The following is a 13,940-nucleotide window of genomic DNA, read 5'->3' on the forward strand; positions in this document are numbered from 1 at the left end:
TCACACCTCCTTCACGGCCGGGGTCGCGCCGACCCGCGCCGAACGCTGCAGGGCGGCGGAGCGCTGGGCGCCGCCGAGACCGGAGAGCCTCGGGTCGGACAGGAACTTCGACCGCGACGCGAGCGCGACCAGCGGGTGCGTCACCAGGAACACCACGATCAGGTCGAGCACGGTGGACATGCCCAGGGTGAACGCGAAGCCCCGGACCTGGCCGACGGCGAGCAGGTAGAGCACCGCGGCGGCCAGGAAGCTGACCGCGTCGGCGGACAGGATCGTCCGGCGGGCGCGGACCCAGGCCCTGGGCACCGACGAGCGGAACGTGCGGCCGTCGCGCACCTCGTCCTTCAACCGTTCGAAGAAGATGACGAACGAGTCCGCGGTGATGCCGATGGCGATGATGAAGCCCGCGATGCCCGCGAGGTCGAGGGTGAACCCGATCCAGCGGCCGAGCAGGATCAGCACCGCGTAGACGATCACGGCGGAGAGCACCAGCGACAGGATCGTCAGCAGGCCGAGCAGGCGGTAGTAGAAGAGGCAGTAGACGAACACCAGCGCCAGGCCGATGCCGCCCGCGATCAGGCCCGCCTGCAGCGAGGCCAGGCCCAGCGTCGCCGAGACCGTCTCGGCCTCGGACGACTCGAAGGACAGCGGCAGCGAGCCGTACTTGAGGACGTTGGCCAGCTTGCCCGCCTCGCTCTGGCTGAACCCGCCGTCGCCGCCGGTGATCGTGGTGTCGCCGTTGATGGCGCCCTCGATGGTCGGGGCGGAGACGACCTCGGTGTCGAGCACGAACGCCGCGCGCTCGCCGACGTGCGAGGCGGTGTACTTCGACCAGATGTCCGAGCCCTCGGGCTCGAAGCTGAGGACGACGACGTAGCCGATGCCCTGCGGGTCGAGGTTGGCGTTGGCGTCGCTGATCTGGGTGCCCTCCAGGAACGACGGGCCGAGGATGAACTTCTCGACGCCGTCCTGGTCGCACGCGGCCAGCGGCAGCTTGGGGTCGTCGTTGCCGACCAGCGGGTCGGCGACGCCGGTCCCGCAGTCCAGGGTGGCCAGCGCGGCCTGCTGCAGCACCGGGTCGGCGGCGGCGCCGTCCGGGCTGGGGGCGAGGTTGGGCGCCTGGCGGCACGCCTTGGCCGCGGTGATCACCTCGGCGTCGTCGGCGTCCTCGTCGGCCAGCAGCTTGGCGTAGTTCTCGCAGACCTCCACGCCCGTCGGCGTCCCGGACGTCGAGGTCGGCGGGGCCGTGGTCGTCGTGGGCTGCTGCGCGAGGGGCAGCGGGCGGCCCTGCGGCGACGGCGTCGTGGTCGCCCCGTCTGCCGCGGGCGGCTCCGGGGTGGTGGTGGCGGGCGCGGTGGTGGTGCCGCCGGGGGCCGTGGTCGTCGGCGGGGCCGTCGGTTGCGGCGCCGCGGGCACGGCGTTCAGCACCGGGCGGAACCGCAGCTGCGCGGTCTGGCCGAGTTCCTTGGCGCGCTCGCCGTTCTCACCCGGGACGGTGATGACGATGTTGTTGCCGTCGAGGACGACCTCCGCGCCGCTCACGCCGAGCCCGTTGACGCGGGTCTCGATGATCTGCCGGGAGATGTCGAGCGACTCCCGCGACGGCGGCTCACCGCTCTCGGTGCGCGCGGTCAGCGCCACGCGCGTGCCGCCCTGCAGATCGATGCCCAGCTTCGGGGTGAGCTTGCGGTCGCCGGTGAAGAACACCAGCGCGTACAGGATGGCAACGATCGCCACGAAGAACGCGAGGTAGCGTCCTGGGCGGATCTGCCCGGCCGGTGGTGCCACGGTCGGTCGTTCTCCTCGACTCGTCTAGCGGGTGCGCGCGCTGGGGACGCGCATGGGTGTCACGCCATGCCGCTGCGCCCGCACCCGAACGCACAGGGTGAGGGCGCAGCGTACCCGGTGCGGGGTGAACCCTGTGTTGCGTGGGTCACCCCGCGACCACCGGTCGGATCAGTTGCGCTTGTCGCTCTCGATGGGCTCGGCGACCTCGGCGGTGGCCTCGTCGACCTCGTCGGTCACCTCGTCGTCCTCCACGTCCGGGCCGACCTTCTCCCGCACTGCCTGGCGCAGCCAGGTCGTCTCCACGCCGGGGGCGATCTCGATGCCGATGGTGGCGTCGTCGGAGATGTCGGAGACGGTGCCGTAGAGGCCCGACGTGGTCATGACGCGGTCGCCCACGGTGAGCGAGTTCTGCAGCTCCTGCTGCTGCTGCATCATCTTCTTCTGCCTGCGCGAGCCGAGGATCAGCGGGATCGCGAGCACGGCGATCAGCAGCAGCGGAAGCAGGGCCTGTTCCATGTCTCTCCGTTCGCCGGAACCGCTCCCTCCGGGCGGACGCCGGGGAGAAGTCCGATTTTCACGATTCGGGTGCGGCGCGGGATCGCGCGCGTCACTCGTCGAACAGGGTAGGCGCGCCGCGTCCGGGCGCGTCTACCGGGGCGGACAGACCCAGGTGGGCCCACGCGGCGGCGGTGGCGACCCGGCCGCGCGGAGTCCGGGCCAGCATGCCCGCGCGCACGAGATAGGGCTCGCACACCTCCTCCACGGTAGTCGGCTCCTCCCCCACCGCAACGGCCAGCGTCGAGACGCCGACCGGCCCGCCGCCGAAGGAGCGCACCAGCGCGCCGAGCACGGCCCGGTCCAGCCGGTCGAGGCCGAGGTCGTCGACGTCGTAGACGGCCAGCGCCGCCTTGGCGACCTCCAGCGTGACCGCGCCGTCGGCGCGCACCTCCGCGTAGTCGCGGACCCGGCGCAGCAGGCGGTTGGCGATGCGCGGGGTGCCCCGGGAGCGGGAGGCGATCTCGGCGGCCCCGTCCGGACGCAGGTCGACGCCGAGGATCGTCGCGGAGCGGCGCAGCACCCGCTCCAGGTCCTCGGGCGCGTAGAACTCCATGTGCGCGGTGAAGCCGAAGCGGTCGCGCAGCGGCCCGGTGAGCGCGCCGGACCGGGTGGTGGCCCCGACCAGGGTGAACGGGGCGATCTCCAGCGGGATCGATGTGGCGCCCGGCCCCTTGCCGACGACGACGTCGACGCGGAAGTCCTCCATCGCCAGGTACAGCATCTCCTCAGCGGGACGGGCGATGCGGTGGATCTCGTCGATGAACATGACCTCGCCCTCGACGAGGTTGGACAGCATCGCGGCGAGGTCGCCCGCGCGTTCCATGGCCGGGCCGGAGGTGATCCGGATGGGCCTGCCCAGCTCGGCGGCGATGATCATGGCGAGGCTGGTCTTGCCGAGGCCGGGCGGGCCCGACAGCAGCACGTGGTCGGGCGGGGCGCCGCGCCGGGTCGCGCCCTTGAGCACCAGTTCGAGCTGTTCGCGCACGCGCGGCTGGCCGACGAACTCGGCCAGGGTCCTCGGCCGCAGGGTCGACTCGTCGTCGCGTTCCCCGGGGTCGGCGTGCGCGGAGACCGGGGACTCCCAGTCCTCGTCCTCGGTCACCGCTTGCGCCCGAGCACGGCCAGCGCCTCGCGCAGCGCGGTGGACATGTCGGCCTGGCCGTTGGCGGCCAGCACGCCGTCGACGGTCTGCTCGGCCTGCTTGGCGGCGAACCCGAGCCCGACGAGCGCCTCGACGACCGCGCCGCGCACCCGGCTCGGCGACTGCGCCGCGGGCGCCTCCGCGCTCCCGGCCAGCGCGCCGACCTTGTCGCGCAGCTCGATGATCAGCCGCTCCGCGCCCTTGCGGCCGATGCCGGGCACCTGGGTCAGCGTGGTGATGTTGCCGTCGGCCAGGGCGTGGCGCAGCTGCTCGGGCTCCAGCACGGCGAGCGTGGCCAGTGCCAGCCGCGGTCCGATGCCGGACACGGTCTGCAGCAGGCGGAAGAGGTCGCGGGCGTCGGTGTCGGCGAAGCCGAACAGGGTCAGCGAGTCCTCGCGCACGACCAGCGCGGTGGCCAGCGCGGCCTCCTCGCCCCGGCGCAGCCCGGCCAGCGTGTGCGGGGTGGCCTGCACGGCGAGGCCGACACCGCCCACGTCGACCACCGCGTGGTCGAGTCCGACCGAGGCCACCTGTCCGCGAACCGAGGAGATCACAGCATCATCTTTCACGCTTGGGTCTTGCGGGCCGCCGCCAGCCTGGCACGGTGCTTGCGCGCCAGCTCGGCCGCCCTCGCCTCGGCCTCGGCGAGCCGGTTGCGCACCGGCGCCCGCCACAGGTGGCAGATGGCCAGGGCGAGCGCGTCGGCGGCGTCGGCGGGCTTGGGGGCGGTCGCGAGCCCGAGCAACCGGGTCACCATGGTCGTGACCTGCGCCTTGTCGGCCCGTCCCGATCCGGTGACCGCGGCCTTGACCTCGCTGGGGGTGTGGAACTCCACCGGGAGGCCGCGCCGGGCAGCGGCGAGGGCGACCACGCCCGCCGCCTGGGCGGTGCCCATGGCGGTGCGCACGTTGTGCTGGCTGAACACGCGCTCGATGGCGACGACGTCGGGTTTGTGCCGGTCGAGCCAGTCCTCCACGCCGTCGGCGACCTTGAGCAGCCGCACCGCGAGCGAGTCGTCGACGGGGGTGCGGATGACGTCGACGGCCACCGCGGTGACGCGCCTGCCCGCGGCCCCGTCGACCACGGCGATGCCGCAGCGGGTCAGGCCGGGGTCGACTCCCAGCACGCGCACGCCCGCCCCTTTCCGTGAACACTCGTTCGAGAGCTTAGGGGGCGCGGCGCCCGCGGCGGGGCCCCGACACGCGGACGGGCGAAATCAGGGCGGTCCCCGGGGAAACCCTGATGGCCCGGCGGCCGGACGCGGGCACCATGGGTGGTGTCAGGGGAGCCGCAGGAACAGGAGCACGAATGAACGAGTCCGACAAGGCCGACACCGTCCGATCGGCGGCCGACTCCATGGTCGACGCGGTGCGGGGGCTGCTCAGCGAGGGCATCAACCGCAGGGTCGTCGTCCGCGACAGCAAGAACGACGTGGTCGTGGACGTGCCGGTCGCGGTCGGCATCGTCGCCGCGCTCGCCGCGCCGGTCGCCACCACGATCGGCGCCGGGGTCGCGCTGGTGGGCAAGTGCGGCATCAAGATCGAGAACCGGACCCCGCCCTCGGCCCCGCCCGCTACCGTCGACGCCGAGTAGGCCTCGACCGGGCGGTCAGCGCCGGGTGACCGTGATCGGACGGTCCATCCGGGCGGGGCGCAGCGGCCGGGCCGGGGCGAGCCACGGCTCGTGGGGCGCCCCGTCCGGCCGCGCCGACCAGGCGCGGCAGACCGTGTCGAGCTTGACCGGGTGGATGGTGAGCACGCCCTCGGTGTCGATGTGCATCCGCAGGAAGCCCTTGTGGTCCTCGATGCTCTGCCCCGCCATGACCTCGTTGACGTTGATGCCCGCGCGGGAGGCGAGCAGCAGGTAGACGGCGACGAGTTCGGCGTCGATGAAGCCGATCAGCAGCGGGGTGCCGAACAGGACGATCGACAGCGTCGACCAGTCGCCGACCGCGCCGTCCGGCAGGACGTCGGTGTGCAGGGCGACGACGGTGAGGGACCAGCCGACGCTCAGTCCGATGTGGGCGATCGCGTGCAGCAGTCCGGCCGCGGTGGCCTTGGGGCCCTGGCGGATGTGCTGTATTCGGGCGAACGCCAGGCCGCCGAAGACGAGGACGATGCCGACGCCGATCGCGGGCGCCCAGCTGGCGACCTTGCCGAAGAAGCCGCGCTGCTCGTCGTCGGCGAGGGTGCTGACCAGGCCGTACAGCACGGCGAGGGTCATCAGGGTCTGGAAGGTCCCGGTGAGCGCCCAGAAGCCGGGGTTGCGCCAGGGCAGGCTGAAGACGCCGGTGGCGAAGCGGCGCGACGCGGCCACGTCGGGGTAGCGGGCGGCGAGGTCGTAGGCCGTGGGCGGCGACGGGTCGCGCACGCGCGAGGCCGTCGGGGGCAGGCGGAGCTCGTCGGGGAGCTCGTGCGTGGCGGCCAGGTACGCCCCGCCCAGCCCGCAGGTGATCAGGTGCCGTCCGCCGTCGCGCTCGGCGTAGTGCGCGTAGTGGTGGGTGTCGCCGGAGAGCATCACCCGGATCTCGGCGCCGCGGGCGCGCACGATCTCGCGGTTGAAGAACTCGATGGTGTCGTGGCACTTGGTCGACCCGCCCGCGCCCGCGGCGATCCACGCAGGCGACGGGGTGCAGAGGATGACGCCGTCGCCGGGCTCGATGTCGCGGGAGACCGTGCGGAAGTACTCCAGCTGCGGGGCGTCGACGTAGTCGTCGAACTGGGTGTCGATGGCCATCAGCCACCAGCGGTGCGGGAGCTGGACGGCGAAGTAGGACCGGGTCTGCTCGGTGTCCCAGCCGCCGATGGGCCTGCGCTGGGCGAAGACCCGCAGGAATGAAGTGAGCCCGTCGTACCAGTCGTGGTTGCCGGGCAGGGCGAACAGGACCGGCCGGTCCCCGGTCGTGCTGGGCAGCGCGGCGCGGTAGGGGCCTTTGGTGCGGTCCTCGTAGGCGCGGGTCGAGGCGCCCGGGTAGACCTGGTCGCCGCCGAGGACCAGCAGGCTGCCGCGCGGGAGGGTGTCGCCGTCGAGGGTCAGCGACTCGGCGGCCAGCAGGGAGGCCACGGAATACGTGGCGTCGAAGCCGTCGCCCACGTCGGCGGCGAAGTCGAACCACAGCTCGTCGCCGATGCGGCGGTGGATGGTCGACGGCAGGCCGCCCTGCAGTTCGCGCTTGTCGGCGTAGGACCCGAACACCGCCGCGATCGCGGACTGGATGCCGGTGCTGACCAGCACCTTCGGCGCGAGCCAGCGGACCGCGGGCTGGGGGCGGAAGCCGAGTTCGACCTCGGTGCACGCGCTCGGCCGGGGCCGCTCGGTGGACATGCGGCTCCCCTTCCGCCGAACCGGACCAAGATCCTAGTTCGGGCGTCGGGGCGGCGGATAGGCCCGTTCAGGGGCCGTCGATGCCCGGGCGCCAGGTCTCCGGCCTGCCGGTGTAGGTGAGCACCGGCTGCCAGATGTCGAAGCCGTCCGGGGCGTCCGGGCTCCACGGGAACCTGCCGTCCGGGGTGGCGACGATCAGCTGCATCGCCGGGAAGTCGCCCTGCGGGTAGACGAGGAACGCGCTGCCGAAGAACTCCGGGTAGTGGCCCTTGTGGACGCGCTCCACGACCACCGGGGTGCCCTCGAAGAAGTCGAGGTAGGGCAGGCCGGGGTAGAACCGCTCGCCCTCGGCGGTGCGGCGCACGTAGAGGTCGAGCAGCGGGCGGGCCATGTCGACCGGCAGCCCGACCACGACCGCCTCCGGCGCGGCGAAGCGGCGCCACACGCCCACCGTGAAGGCGTACGGCGCCCCGTCGGCGTCGCCCGCGACCTCGACCGCCGCGTACCCGTCCTGGTCCGCGGTGTGGAGCAGCCACTCGCGCAGCTGCTCCTCGTCCGGGGTGAGGGCGGGCAGGGACACTAGGCGTCGACCTCGGCCATCACGTCGTCGGCCACGTCGAAGTTGGCGTACACGTTCTGCACGTCGTCGGAGTCCTCGAGCGCGTCGATCAGCTTGAAGATCTTGCGCGCGCCGTCGGCGTCGAGCTGGACGGTGGACATGGGCAGGAAGCTCGCGTCGGCGGACTCGTAGTCGTAGCCCGCGTCCTGCAGCGCCTTGCGGACGGCGACCATGTCACCGGCCTCGGAGACCACCTCGAAGCTCTCGCCGAGGTCGTTGACCTCCTCCGCGCCCGCGTCGAGCACGGCCATGAGGACGTCGTCCTCGGTCAGGCCGTTCTTCGGGACGATCACCACGCCCTTGCGGTTGAACATGTACGACACCGAGCCCGGGTCGGCCATGGAGCCGCCGTTGCGGGTCATGGCGGTGCGGACCTCGGTGGCGGCGCGGTTGCGGTTGTCGGTGAGGCACTCGATCAGCACCGCGACGCCGTTGGGGCCGTAGCCCTCGTACATGATCGTCTGCCAGTCGGCGCCGCCCGCCTCCTCGCCGCCGCCGCGCTTGCGGGCCCGCTCGATGTTGTCGTTCGGGACGGAGCTCTTCTTCGCCTTCTGGATGGCGTCGTAGAGGGTCGGGTTGCCCTCGGGGTCGCCGCCGCCGGTGCGCGCCGCGACCTCGATGTTCTTGATCAGCTTCGCGAAGAGCTTGCCACGCTTGGCGTCGAGGGCGGCCTTCTTGTGCTTGGTCGTCGCCCACTTGGAGTGGCCGCTCATCTATCCTCCGTCGTCAGGTCAGGCTTCACGGACCAGGTCCGTGAACAGGCGGTGCACGCGGTGGTCGCCGGTGAGCTCGGGGTGGAAGGCGGTGGCCAGCACCCTGCCCTGGCGGACGGCGACGATCCTACCGCCGGCCTCCCCCGCGGCCTGGGTGTCGGGGACCCTCGCCAGCACCTCGGCCTCGGCCGAGACCGACTCGACCCACGGCGCGCGGATGAAGACCGCGTGCACCGGGCCGTCGTCGAGGCCGGTGACGTCGAGGTCGGCCTCGAAGGAGTCCACCTGCCTGCCGAACGCGTTGCGCCGCACGACCATATCGATGCCGCCGACCTGGTGCTGGTCGGGGCGGCCGTCGATGATCTTCTCGGCGAGCAGGATCATGCCAGCGCACGAGCCGTAGACGGGCAGGCCGTCGGCGATCCGGGCGCGCAGGGGCTCCAGCAGGTCGAAGGTGGCCAGCAGGCGGGAGATCGTGGTCGACTCCCCGCCCGGCAGCACCAGCCCGTCCACTCGGGACAGCTCCTCGGGCCTGCGCACACTCGTCGTCGCGGCGCCCGCCGCGGTGAGCGCGGCGACGTGCTCGCGCACGTCGCCCTGCAGGGCGAGCACCCCGATCAGGGGTCGGTCGGTGGACACCGGTTCGATTCCTTTCGTACGGGTCGAGGTTAGGCCAGCCCCGCGAGACGGAGCAGAGCGGTGGTCAACGCGGCGGCCACGACAACCACCACGAACGGCGCCTTGCGCCAGGCGAGCACACCCGCGACAAGCACCCCGGCGGGCAACGCCCACCCCGCGAAGTCCTGCCCCTTGGCCAGCGCCGACGTCGCCACCAGCGCGAACAGCAGCACGACGGCCGAGGTGGACAGCAGTTCCTTCACCCGGTCCGAGAAGGTCAACCGGTCGCGCAACAGCACCCCACCGAAGCGGAACGCGAAGGTCCCCGCGGCGAGGATCAGGATCGGCAAGAGCGTCACAGCAGAACCTCCAAGACACGACGCGGGACGGCGGGCAGATCAGTCGGACCCCCGGCCCACGACGCCCTCCGGGCGAAATCGTCCGACGGCCCGCTCTCGGTTCCGGAGCCTTCCCCGCCGCGCGCCGACGCAAGCGGGCCACTCACGTCACCACCTCCCCGCACCCTCCGAACCAGGGACGACAAGGTCGGCGGGGTCAGCGCGCCGGTCACGCGACCACCTCCGGCGCCTTCCGGGCAGGCCGGGGGACCGCGAGGAGGCCGAGCAGCGCCAGCAGGATCGGCACGCCCGTCGGCAGGAACGGGGTGGCCGCCAGGGCGACCGCGGCGCCCACCAGGGCGGGAATGCGGGCACTGGCGTCCTTCAGCGCGGGGAGGACCAGGGCCAGCATGGCCGCCGGGAAGACCGCGTCGAGGCCGAGGGCGTCCGCGTCGCCGACGAGTTGGCCCGCGACGGCGCCGCCGAGGACGCCGAGGTTCCAGGCGACGAACAGGGTCGCGCCGCACGCCCAGTAGGCCGCTCGCGCGCGTACCGCGTCGCGTTGGGCCATCGCGAAGGCGACGGACTCGTCGATCAGGAGGTGGCTGCCGAGCAGGCGGGCCGCCCAGCCTCGGCCGACGAGTTCGCCGACCGCCAGGCCGAACGGCAGGTGGCGGGCGTTGAGCAGCAGCCCGCCGAGGACCGCGGCGACGGGGCTGCCGCCCGCCGCCGTCACGCCGACGGCCAGGTACTGCGAGCCGCCCGCGAAGACCAGGAGGGACATAGCCACCGGGACCCACATCGGCAGGCCGGAGGCCACGGAGATGGCGCCGAAGGACGCGCCGTTGACCGCGGCGGCGGCCGCGATGGCCAGCACGCCGCGCCACAGCTCCGCATCGAGTGTTCGCCAGATCGAACGCATAGTGTCCTACGATGAACAATGCTCCGGTCGTTCGTCAAGCCGAACGACTTGTCCGTCACACCGAACGGGAGGCCCGGTGGACCAGCGCGGCGCCCCACTGGACGTCATCGCCCGCTCGCTGCGCCGCGAACGCGAGCGCGCGGGCCTGTCCCTGAGCGAGGCCGCCAAGCGCGCGGGCATCGCCAAGTCGACGCTGTCGCAACTGGAGGCGGCGTCCGGCAACCCGAGCGTGGAGACGCTGTGGGCGCTGAGCGTGGCGCTCGGCGTGCCGTTCTCCCGGCTCGTCGAGCCGCCCACCCCGCGCGTGCAGGTGATCAGGGCGGGCGAGGGGCCGATCGTGTACTCCGAGCGCGCGGACTACGCCGCGACCCTGCTCGCGTCCTGCCCGCCGAACGCCCGCCGCGACATCTACCTGATCAGCGCGGAGCCGGGCAGCCGCAGGGAGTCCGACCCGCACTTCCCCGGCGTGGTCGAGCACGTGGTCCTGGCCAGCGGCCGGGCCCGGCTGGGCCCGACCGACGAGCCGGTGGAACTCGGACCGGGCGACTACATCGCCTATCCCGGCGACATCCCGCACGTGTTCGAGGCGCTGGAGCCGGGCACGACGGCGTGCCTGGTCTCCGAGCACGTCTGACTACCAGCCGCGCTCCGCGAGCCGGTGCGGCTCCGGGACGTCCTCGACGTTGATGCCGACCATGGCCTCGCCCAGGCCGCGGGAGACCTTGGCGATCATGTCGGGGTCGTCGTGGAAGGTGGTGGCCTTGACGATGGCGTCGGCGCGCTTGGCCGGGTCGCCGGACTTGAAGATGCCGGAGCCGACGAACACGCCCTCGGCGCCCAGCTGCATCATCATCGCCGCGTCGGCCGGGGTCGCGATGCCGCCTGCGGTGAACAGCACGACCGGCAGCTTTCCGGTGGTCGCGACCTCCTTGACCAGCTCGTACGGCGCCTGCAGCTCCTTGGCAGCGACGTAGAGCTCGTCCTCGGGCAGCGAGGTCAGCCGCTTGATCTCGCCGCGGATCTTGCGCATGTGGGTCGTGGCGTTGGAGACGTCGCCGGTGCCCGCCTCGCCCTTGGAGCGGATCATCGCCGCGCCCTCGGTGATGCGCCGCAGCGCCTCGCCGAGGTTGGTGGCGCCGCAGACGAAGGGGACGGTGAAGGCCCACTTGTCGATGTGGTTGGCGTAGTCGGCCGGGGTCAGCACCTCGGACTCGTCGATGTAGTCCACGCCGAGGGACTGCAGCACCTGCGCCTCGACGAAGTGGCCGATGCGGGCCTTGGCCATGACCGGGATGGAGACGGCCTCGATGATCCCCTGGATCAGGTCGGGGTCGCTCATGCGCGCCACGCCGCCCTGCGCGCGGATGTCGGCGGGCACCCGCTCCAGCGCCATGACCGCGACGGCGCCCGCGTCCTCGGCGATCTTGGCCTGGGTGGCGTCGACGACGTCCATGATCACGCCGCCCTTGAGCATCTCCGCCATGCCGCGCTTGACCCGGGACGTGCCGGTCTCCGGCTGGGGGGCAGTGGTGGTCTGTGCGTCGGACACGGTTCGCCTCTCGAATCGTCTTGGGGTATGCGGCTCACGAAAGGCCGCTGACCACAGCTTACGTGTGATGTGGACCGCTGAAGGCAGCCAATGCGGGGCTATCTCGGCAGGCCACTTCCGACCTGCGGGGAGCGCGCTGGTCACCAGCGGTGACAAGATGTGAGATCCGACACAAGGGCGGGTCGAGCGGGAGGTGCGGGAGATGGGCAGCAAGCACGCCGACAACGGTCATGCCGAGTCCGCCGTGACGGTGGACGACCCGGCGCGGATCAGGAACGTGGCCCTGGTGGGCCCGTCCGGCTCGGGGAAGACGACGCTCGCCGAGGCGCTGCTGGCCGCCACCGGCGTGCTCCCCCGGGCCGGGACCGTCACCGAGGGGACCACGGTCTGCGACCACGATCCGGCCGCGCAGCGCCAGCAGCGGTCGGTGGGGCTGGCGGTGGCCCCGCTGATGCACGACGGCGTCAAGGTCAACCTGATCGACACCCCCGGCTACGCCGATTTCGTCGGCGAGCTGCGGGCGGGACTGCGCGCGGCGGACGCGGCGCTGTTCGTGGTGTGCGCGGCCGAGGGCGTCGACCCGGCGACCATCGCGCTGTGGCGCGAGTGTGATGCGGTCGGCATGCCCCGCGCGCTCGTCGTGGCCCGCCTCGACCACCCGCGCGCGGACTTCACCGCCGAGCTGGTCGCCTGCCGGGAGGCCTTCGGCGCCAACGTGCTGCCGCTGTGGCTGCCGCACGGCGACTCCGCCCTCGACGGGCTCATCACCAAGCGCCGCTACGACCACTCCGGCGGGCGGATGACGCTCACCGACCTCGACGACGCCGCCCGCGACGCGATCGCCGACGCCCGCGCGGAACTGCTGGAGGGCATCATCGCCGAGAGCGAGGACGAGTCCCTGATGGACCGCTACCTCGGCGGCGAGGAGATCGACACCGAGACCGTCATCACCGACCTGGAGAAGGCGGTCGCCCGCGGCTCGTTCTTCCCGGTCGTGCCGGTGTGCTCGTTCACCGGACTCGGCCTCGAGGAACTGCTGGAGGTGCTGACCCGCGGCTTCCCGTCACCGCTGGAGCACCCGCTGCCCGAGGTGACCGACCCGCACGGCCGCCCGCACGCGGCGATCATCCCCGACCCCCGGGGCCCGCTGGCCGCGGAGGTCGTCCGCACGGCGGTCGACTCCTATGTGGGCAGGGTGTCGCTGGTGCGGGTGTTCTCCGGGACCCTGCGACCGGAACGGCAGGTGCACGTCTCCGGCCACGGATTGGCCGATCGCGGCCACGAGGACCATGACGCGGACGAGCGCGTCGCGCACGTCTACTCTCCCCTGGGGGCCTCGCTGCGCGAGGTCCCTTATTGCATCGCCGGTGATGTGTGCGCGCTGACCAAGGTCGGCTCGGCCGAGACCGGCGACACCCTGTCCGCGCCCGAGGACCCGCTGCTGATGTCCCCGTGGACGATGCCGGAGCCGCTGCTGCCGGTCGCCGTGGTCGCCCGCACCCGCAGCGACGAGGACGCCCTGGCCCGCAACCTGGCCCGGCTGGTGGCGGGCGACCCGACCCTGCGCATGGACCGCAATCCGGAGACCCACCAGCTCGTGCTGTGGTGCATGGGCGAGGCGCACGCCGACGTCGTGCTGGCCCGCTTGCGCGCGGGCGGCGCGGAGATCGACACCGAGCCGGTCAAGGTGTCGATGCGCGAGACGTTCGCCGGGCCCGCGCGGGGGCACGGCAGGCACGTGAAGCAGTCCGGCGGCCACGGCCAGTACGCCGTGTGCGACATCGAGGTCGAGCCGCTCCCGACCGGCGCTGGCTTCGAGTTCCTCGACCGGGTGGTGGGCGGCGCGGTCCCGCACCAGTTCATCCCCAGCGTGGAGAAGGGCATCCGCGCCCAGCTCGCCCGGGGCGTGTCGACCGGCAACCCGATGGTGGACATCCGCGTGACGCTCGTCGACGGCAAGGCGCACAGCGTGGACTCCTCCGACGCGGCCTTCCAGACAGCGGGCGCGCTGGCGCTGAAGGACGCCGCGGCGAAGACCACGATCTCCCTGCTGGAGCCGATCGACTCGGTGACGGTCCGGCTGCCGGATGAGCACCTGGGCACGGTCCTCGGCGACCTGTCGGCCCGCCGCGGCCGGGTCCTCGGCACGGAGTCGGAGGGCTCGGGCTTCACGATCGTCACCGCCGAGGTCCCCGCCACCAACCTGGTCCGCTACCTCATCGACCTGCGCTCCCTGACCTCCGGCTCGGCGACCTTCACCCGCCACTTCGCCCGCTTCGACCCCATGCCGACCTCCCTGGCCACGCAGATGGCCTAGCCGCGCGGTCCGGGACGACCTGACGAGGCCGTCCCGGACCGGTCAAGCAGACC

The 13,940-nt window shown here is 72.6% G+C and carries 15 protein-coding genes; 3 read left to right on the forward strand and 12 right to left on the reverse strand.

Annotation, left to right across the window (positions count from 1 at the left end; translation table 11 throughout):
* The 5 genes from secD to ruvC all read right to left on the reverse strand — a co-directional run bounded on the left by secD (nucleotide 1) and on the right by ruvC (nucleotide 4,619).
* A complete protein-coding gene (secD, locus tag IEY98_RS24535) occupies nucleotides 1-1,788 on the reverse strand; it encodes a protein translocase subunit SecD (RefSeq protein ID WP_189212997.1) in 1,788 nt (595 codons plus the stop codon).
* Nucleotides 1,789-1,956: 168 nt separating this feature from the next.
* The gene (gene yajC, locus IEY98_RS24540; RefSeq protein WP_189212998.1) at nucleotides 1,957-2,304 is read right to left on the reverse strand and encodes a preprotein translocase subunit YajC; all 348 of its coding nucleotides are present in this window, start codon (nucleotides 2,302-2,304) and stop codon (nucleotides 1,957-1,959) included.
* A gap of 91 nt (nucleotides 2,305-2,395) precedes the next feature.
* Entirely contained in the window at nucleotides 2,396-3,448 is a 1,053-nt protein-coding gene (gene ruvB, locus IEY98_RS24545) for a Holliday junction branch migration DNA helicase RuvB (protein ID WP_189212999.1), read from the reverse strand.
* Nucleotides 3,445-4,041, reverse strand: coding sequence for a Holliday junction branch migration protein RuvA (ruvA, locus tag IEY98_RS24550; protein WP_189213000.1), 597 nt, complete (start codon nucleotides 4,039-4,041; stop codon nucleotides 3,445-3,447). The genes ruvB and ruvA overlap by 4 nt, the downstream gene beginning before the upstream one ends.
* An 11-nt stretch (nucleotides 4,042-4,052) precedes the next feature.
* Complete coding sequence (gene ruvC, locus IEY98_RS24555) at nucleotides 4,053-4,619, reverse strand: crossover junction endodeoxyribonuclease RuvC (RefSeq protein ID WP_189213001.1); 567 nt, start codon at nucleotides 4,617-4,619, stop codon at nucleotides 4,053-4,055.
* Between the two features lie 176 nt (nucleotides 4,620-4,795).
* Here ruvC and IEY98_RS24560 point away from each other — a divergent pair, with 176 nt between their 5' ends.
* Nucleotides 4,796-5,080: a DUF4342 domain-containing protein gene (locus IEY98_RS24560; RefSeq protein WP_189213002.1), complete on the forward strand. Its 285-nt coding sequence runs from the start codon at nucleotides 4,796-4,798 to the stop codon at nucleotides 5,078-5,080.
* A 15-nt stretch (nucleotides 5,081-5,095) separates the two neighbouring features.
* On the opposite strand, the gene IEY98_RS24565 is transcribed toward IEY98_RS24560, so the two are convergent.
* From IEY98_RS24565 to IEY98_RS24590, 6 genes are all read right to left on the reverse strand, one after another.
* Nucleotides 5,096-6,811, reverse strand: a complete 1,716-nt coding sequence (locus IEY98_RS24565; protein ID WP_189213003.1) for a metallophosphoesterase family protein — start codon at nucleotides 6,809-6,811, stop codon at nucleotides 5,096-5,098.
* 67 nt (nucleotides 6,812-6,878) lie between these two features.
* Nucleotides 6,879-7,391 (reverse strand): DUF4262 domain-containing protein, encoded by a 513-nt coding sequence (locus IEY98_RS24570; protein WP_189213004.1) that lies wholly within the window; start codon nucleotides 7,389-7,391, stop codon nucleotides 6,879-6,881.
* Entirely contained in the window at nucleotides 7,391-8,143 is a 753-nt protein-coding gene (locus IEY98_RS24575; RefSeq protein ID WP_189213005.1) for a YebC/PmpR family DNA-binding transcriptional regulator, read from the reverse strand. The genes IEY98_RS24570 and IEY98_RS24575 overlap by 1 nt, the downstream gene beginning before the upstream one ends.
* A gap of 18 nt (nucleotides 8,144-8,161) precedes the next feature.
* Nucleotides 8,162-8,782 carry a pyridoxal 5'-phosphate synthase glutaminase subunit PdxT gene (gene pdxT, locus IEY98_RS24580; protein WP_189213006.1) on the reverse strand — a complete coding sequence of 207 codons (621 nt, stop codon included), beginning with the start codon at nucleotides 8,780-8,782 and terminating at the stop codon, nucleotides 8,162-8,164.
* Between the two features lie 29 nt (nucleotides 8,783-8,811).
* Entirely contained in the window at nucleotides 8,812-9,120 is a 309-nt protein-coding gene (locus tag IEY98_RS24585; protein ID WP_189213007.1) for an AzlD domain-containing protein, read from the reverse strand.
* 208 nt (nucleotides 9,121-9,328) lie between these two features.
* Nucleotides 9,329-10,021, reverse strand: coding sequence for an AzlC family ABC transporter permease (locus IEY98_RS24590; protein WP_189213008.1), 693 nt, complete (start codon nucleotides 10,019-10,021; stop codon nucleotides 9,329-9,331).
* A 76-nt stretch (nucleotides 10,022-10,097) separates the two neighbouring features.
* On the opposite strand from IEY98_RS24590, the gene IEY98_RS24595 reads away from it, so the two are divergent.
* On the forward strand, nucleotides 10,098-10,655 hold the full coding sequence (locus tag IEY98_RS24595) for a helix-turn-helix domain-containing protein (protein ID WP_229787375.1): 558 nt from the start codon (nucleotides 10,098-10,100) through the stop codon (nucleotides 10,653-10,655).
* Here the strand turns inward: IEY98_RS24595 and pdxS are convergent, their stop codons facing one another.
* Nucleotides 10,656-11,570, reverse strand: coding sequence for a pyridoxal 5'-phosphate synthase lyase subunit PdxS (pdxS, locus tag IEY98_RS24600; protein WP_189213010.1), 915 nt, complete (start codon nucleotides 11,568-11,570; stop codon nucleotides 10,656-10,658).
* A gap of 202 nt (nucleotides 11,571-11,772) precedes the next feature.
* On the opposite strand from pdxS, the gene IEY98_RS24605 reads away from it, so the two are divergent.
* Nucleotides 11,773-13,887, forward strand: a complete 2,115-nt coding sequence (locus tag IEY98_RS24605) for an elongation factor G-like protein EF-G2 (RefSeq protein ID WP_189213011.1) — start codon at nucleotides 11,773-11,775, stop codon at nucleotides 13,885-13,887.
* Nucleotides 13,888-13,940 lie beyond the last annotated feature (53 nt).

The organism is Actinokineospora fastidiosa, from assembly GCF_014648415.1.
In the GTDB taxonomy this organism is placed as follows: domain Bacteria; phylum Actinomycetota; class Actinomycetes; order Mycobacteriales; family Pseudonocardiaceae; genus Actinokineospora; species Actinokineospora fastidiosa.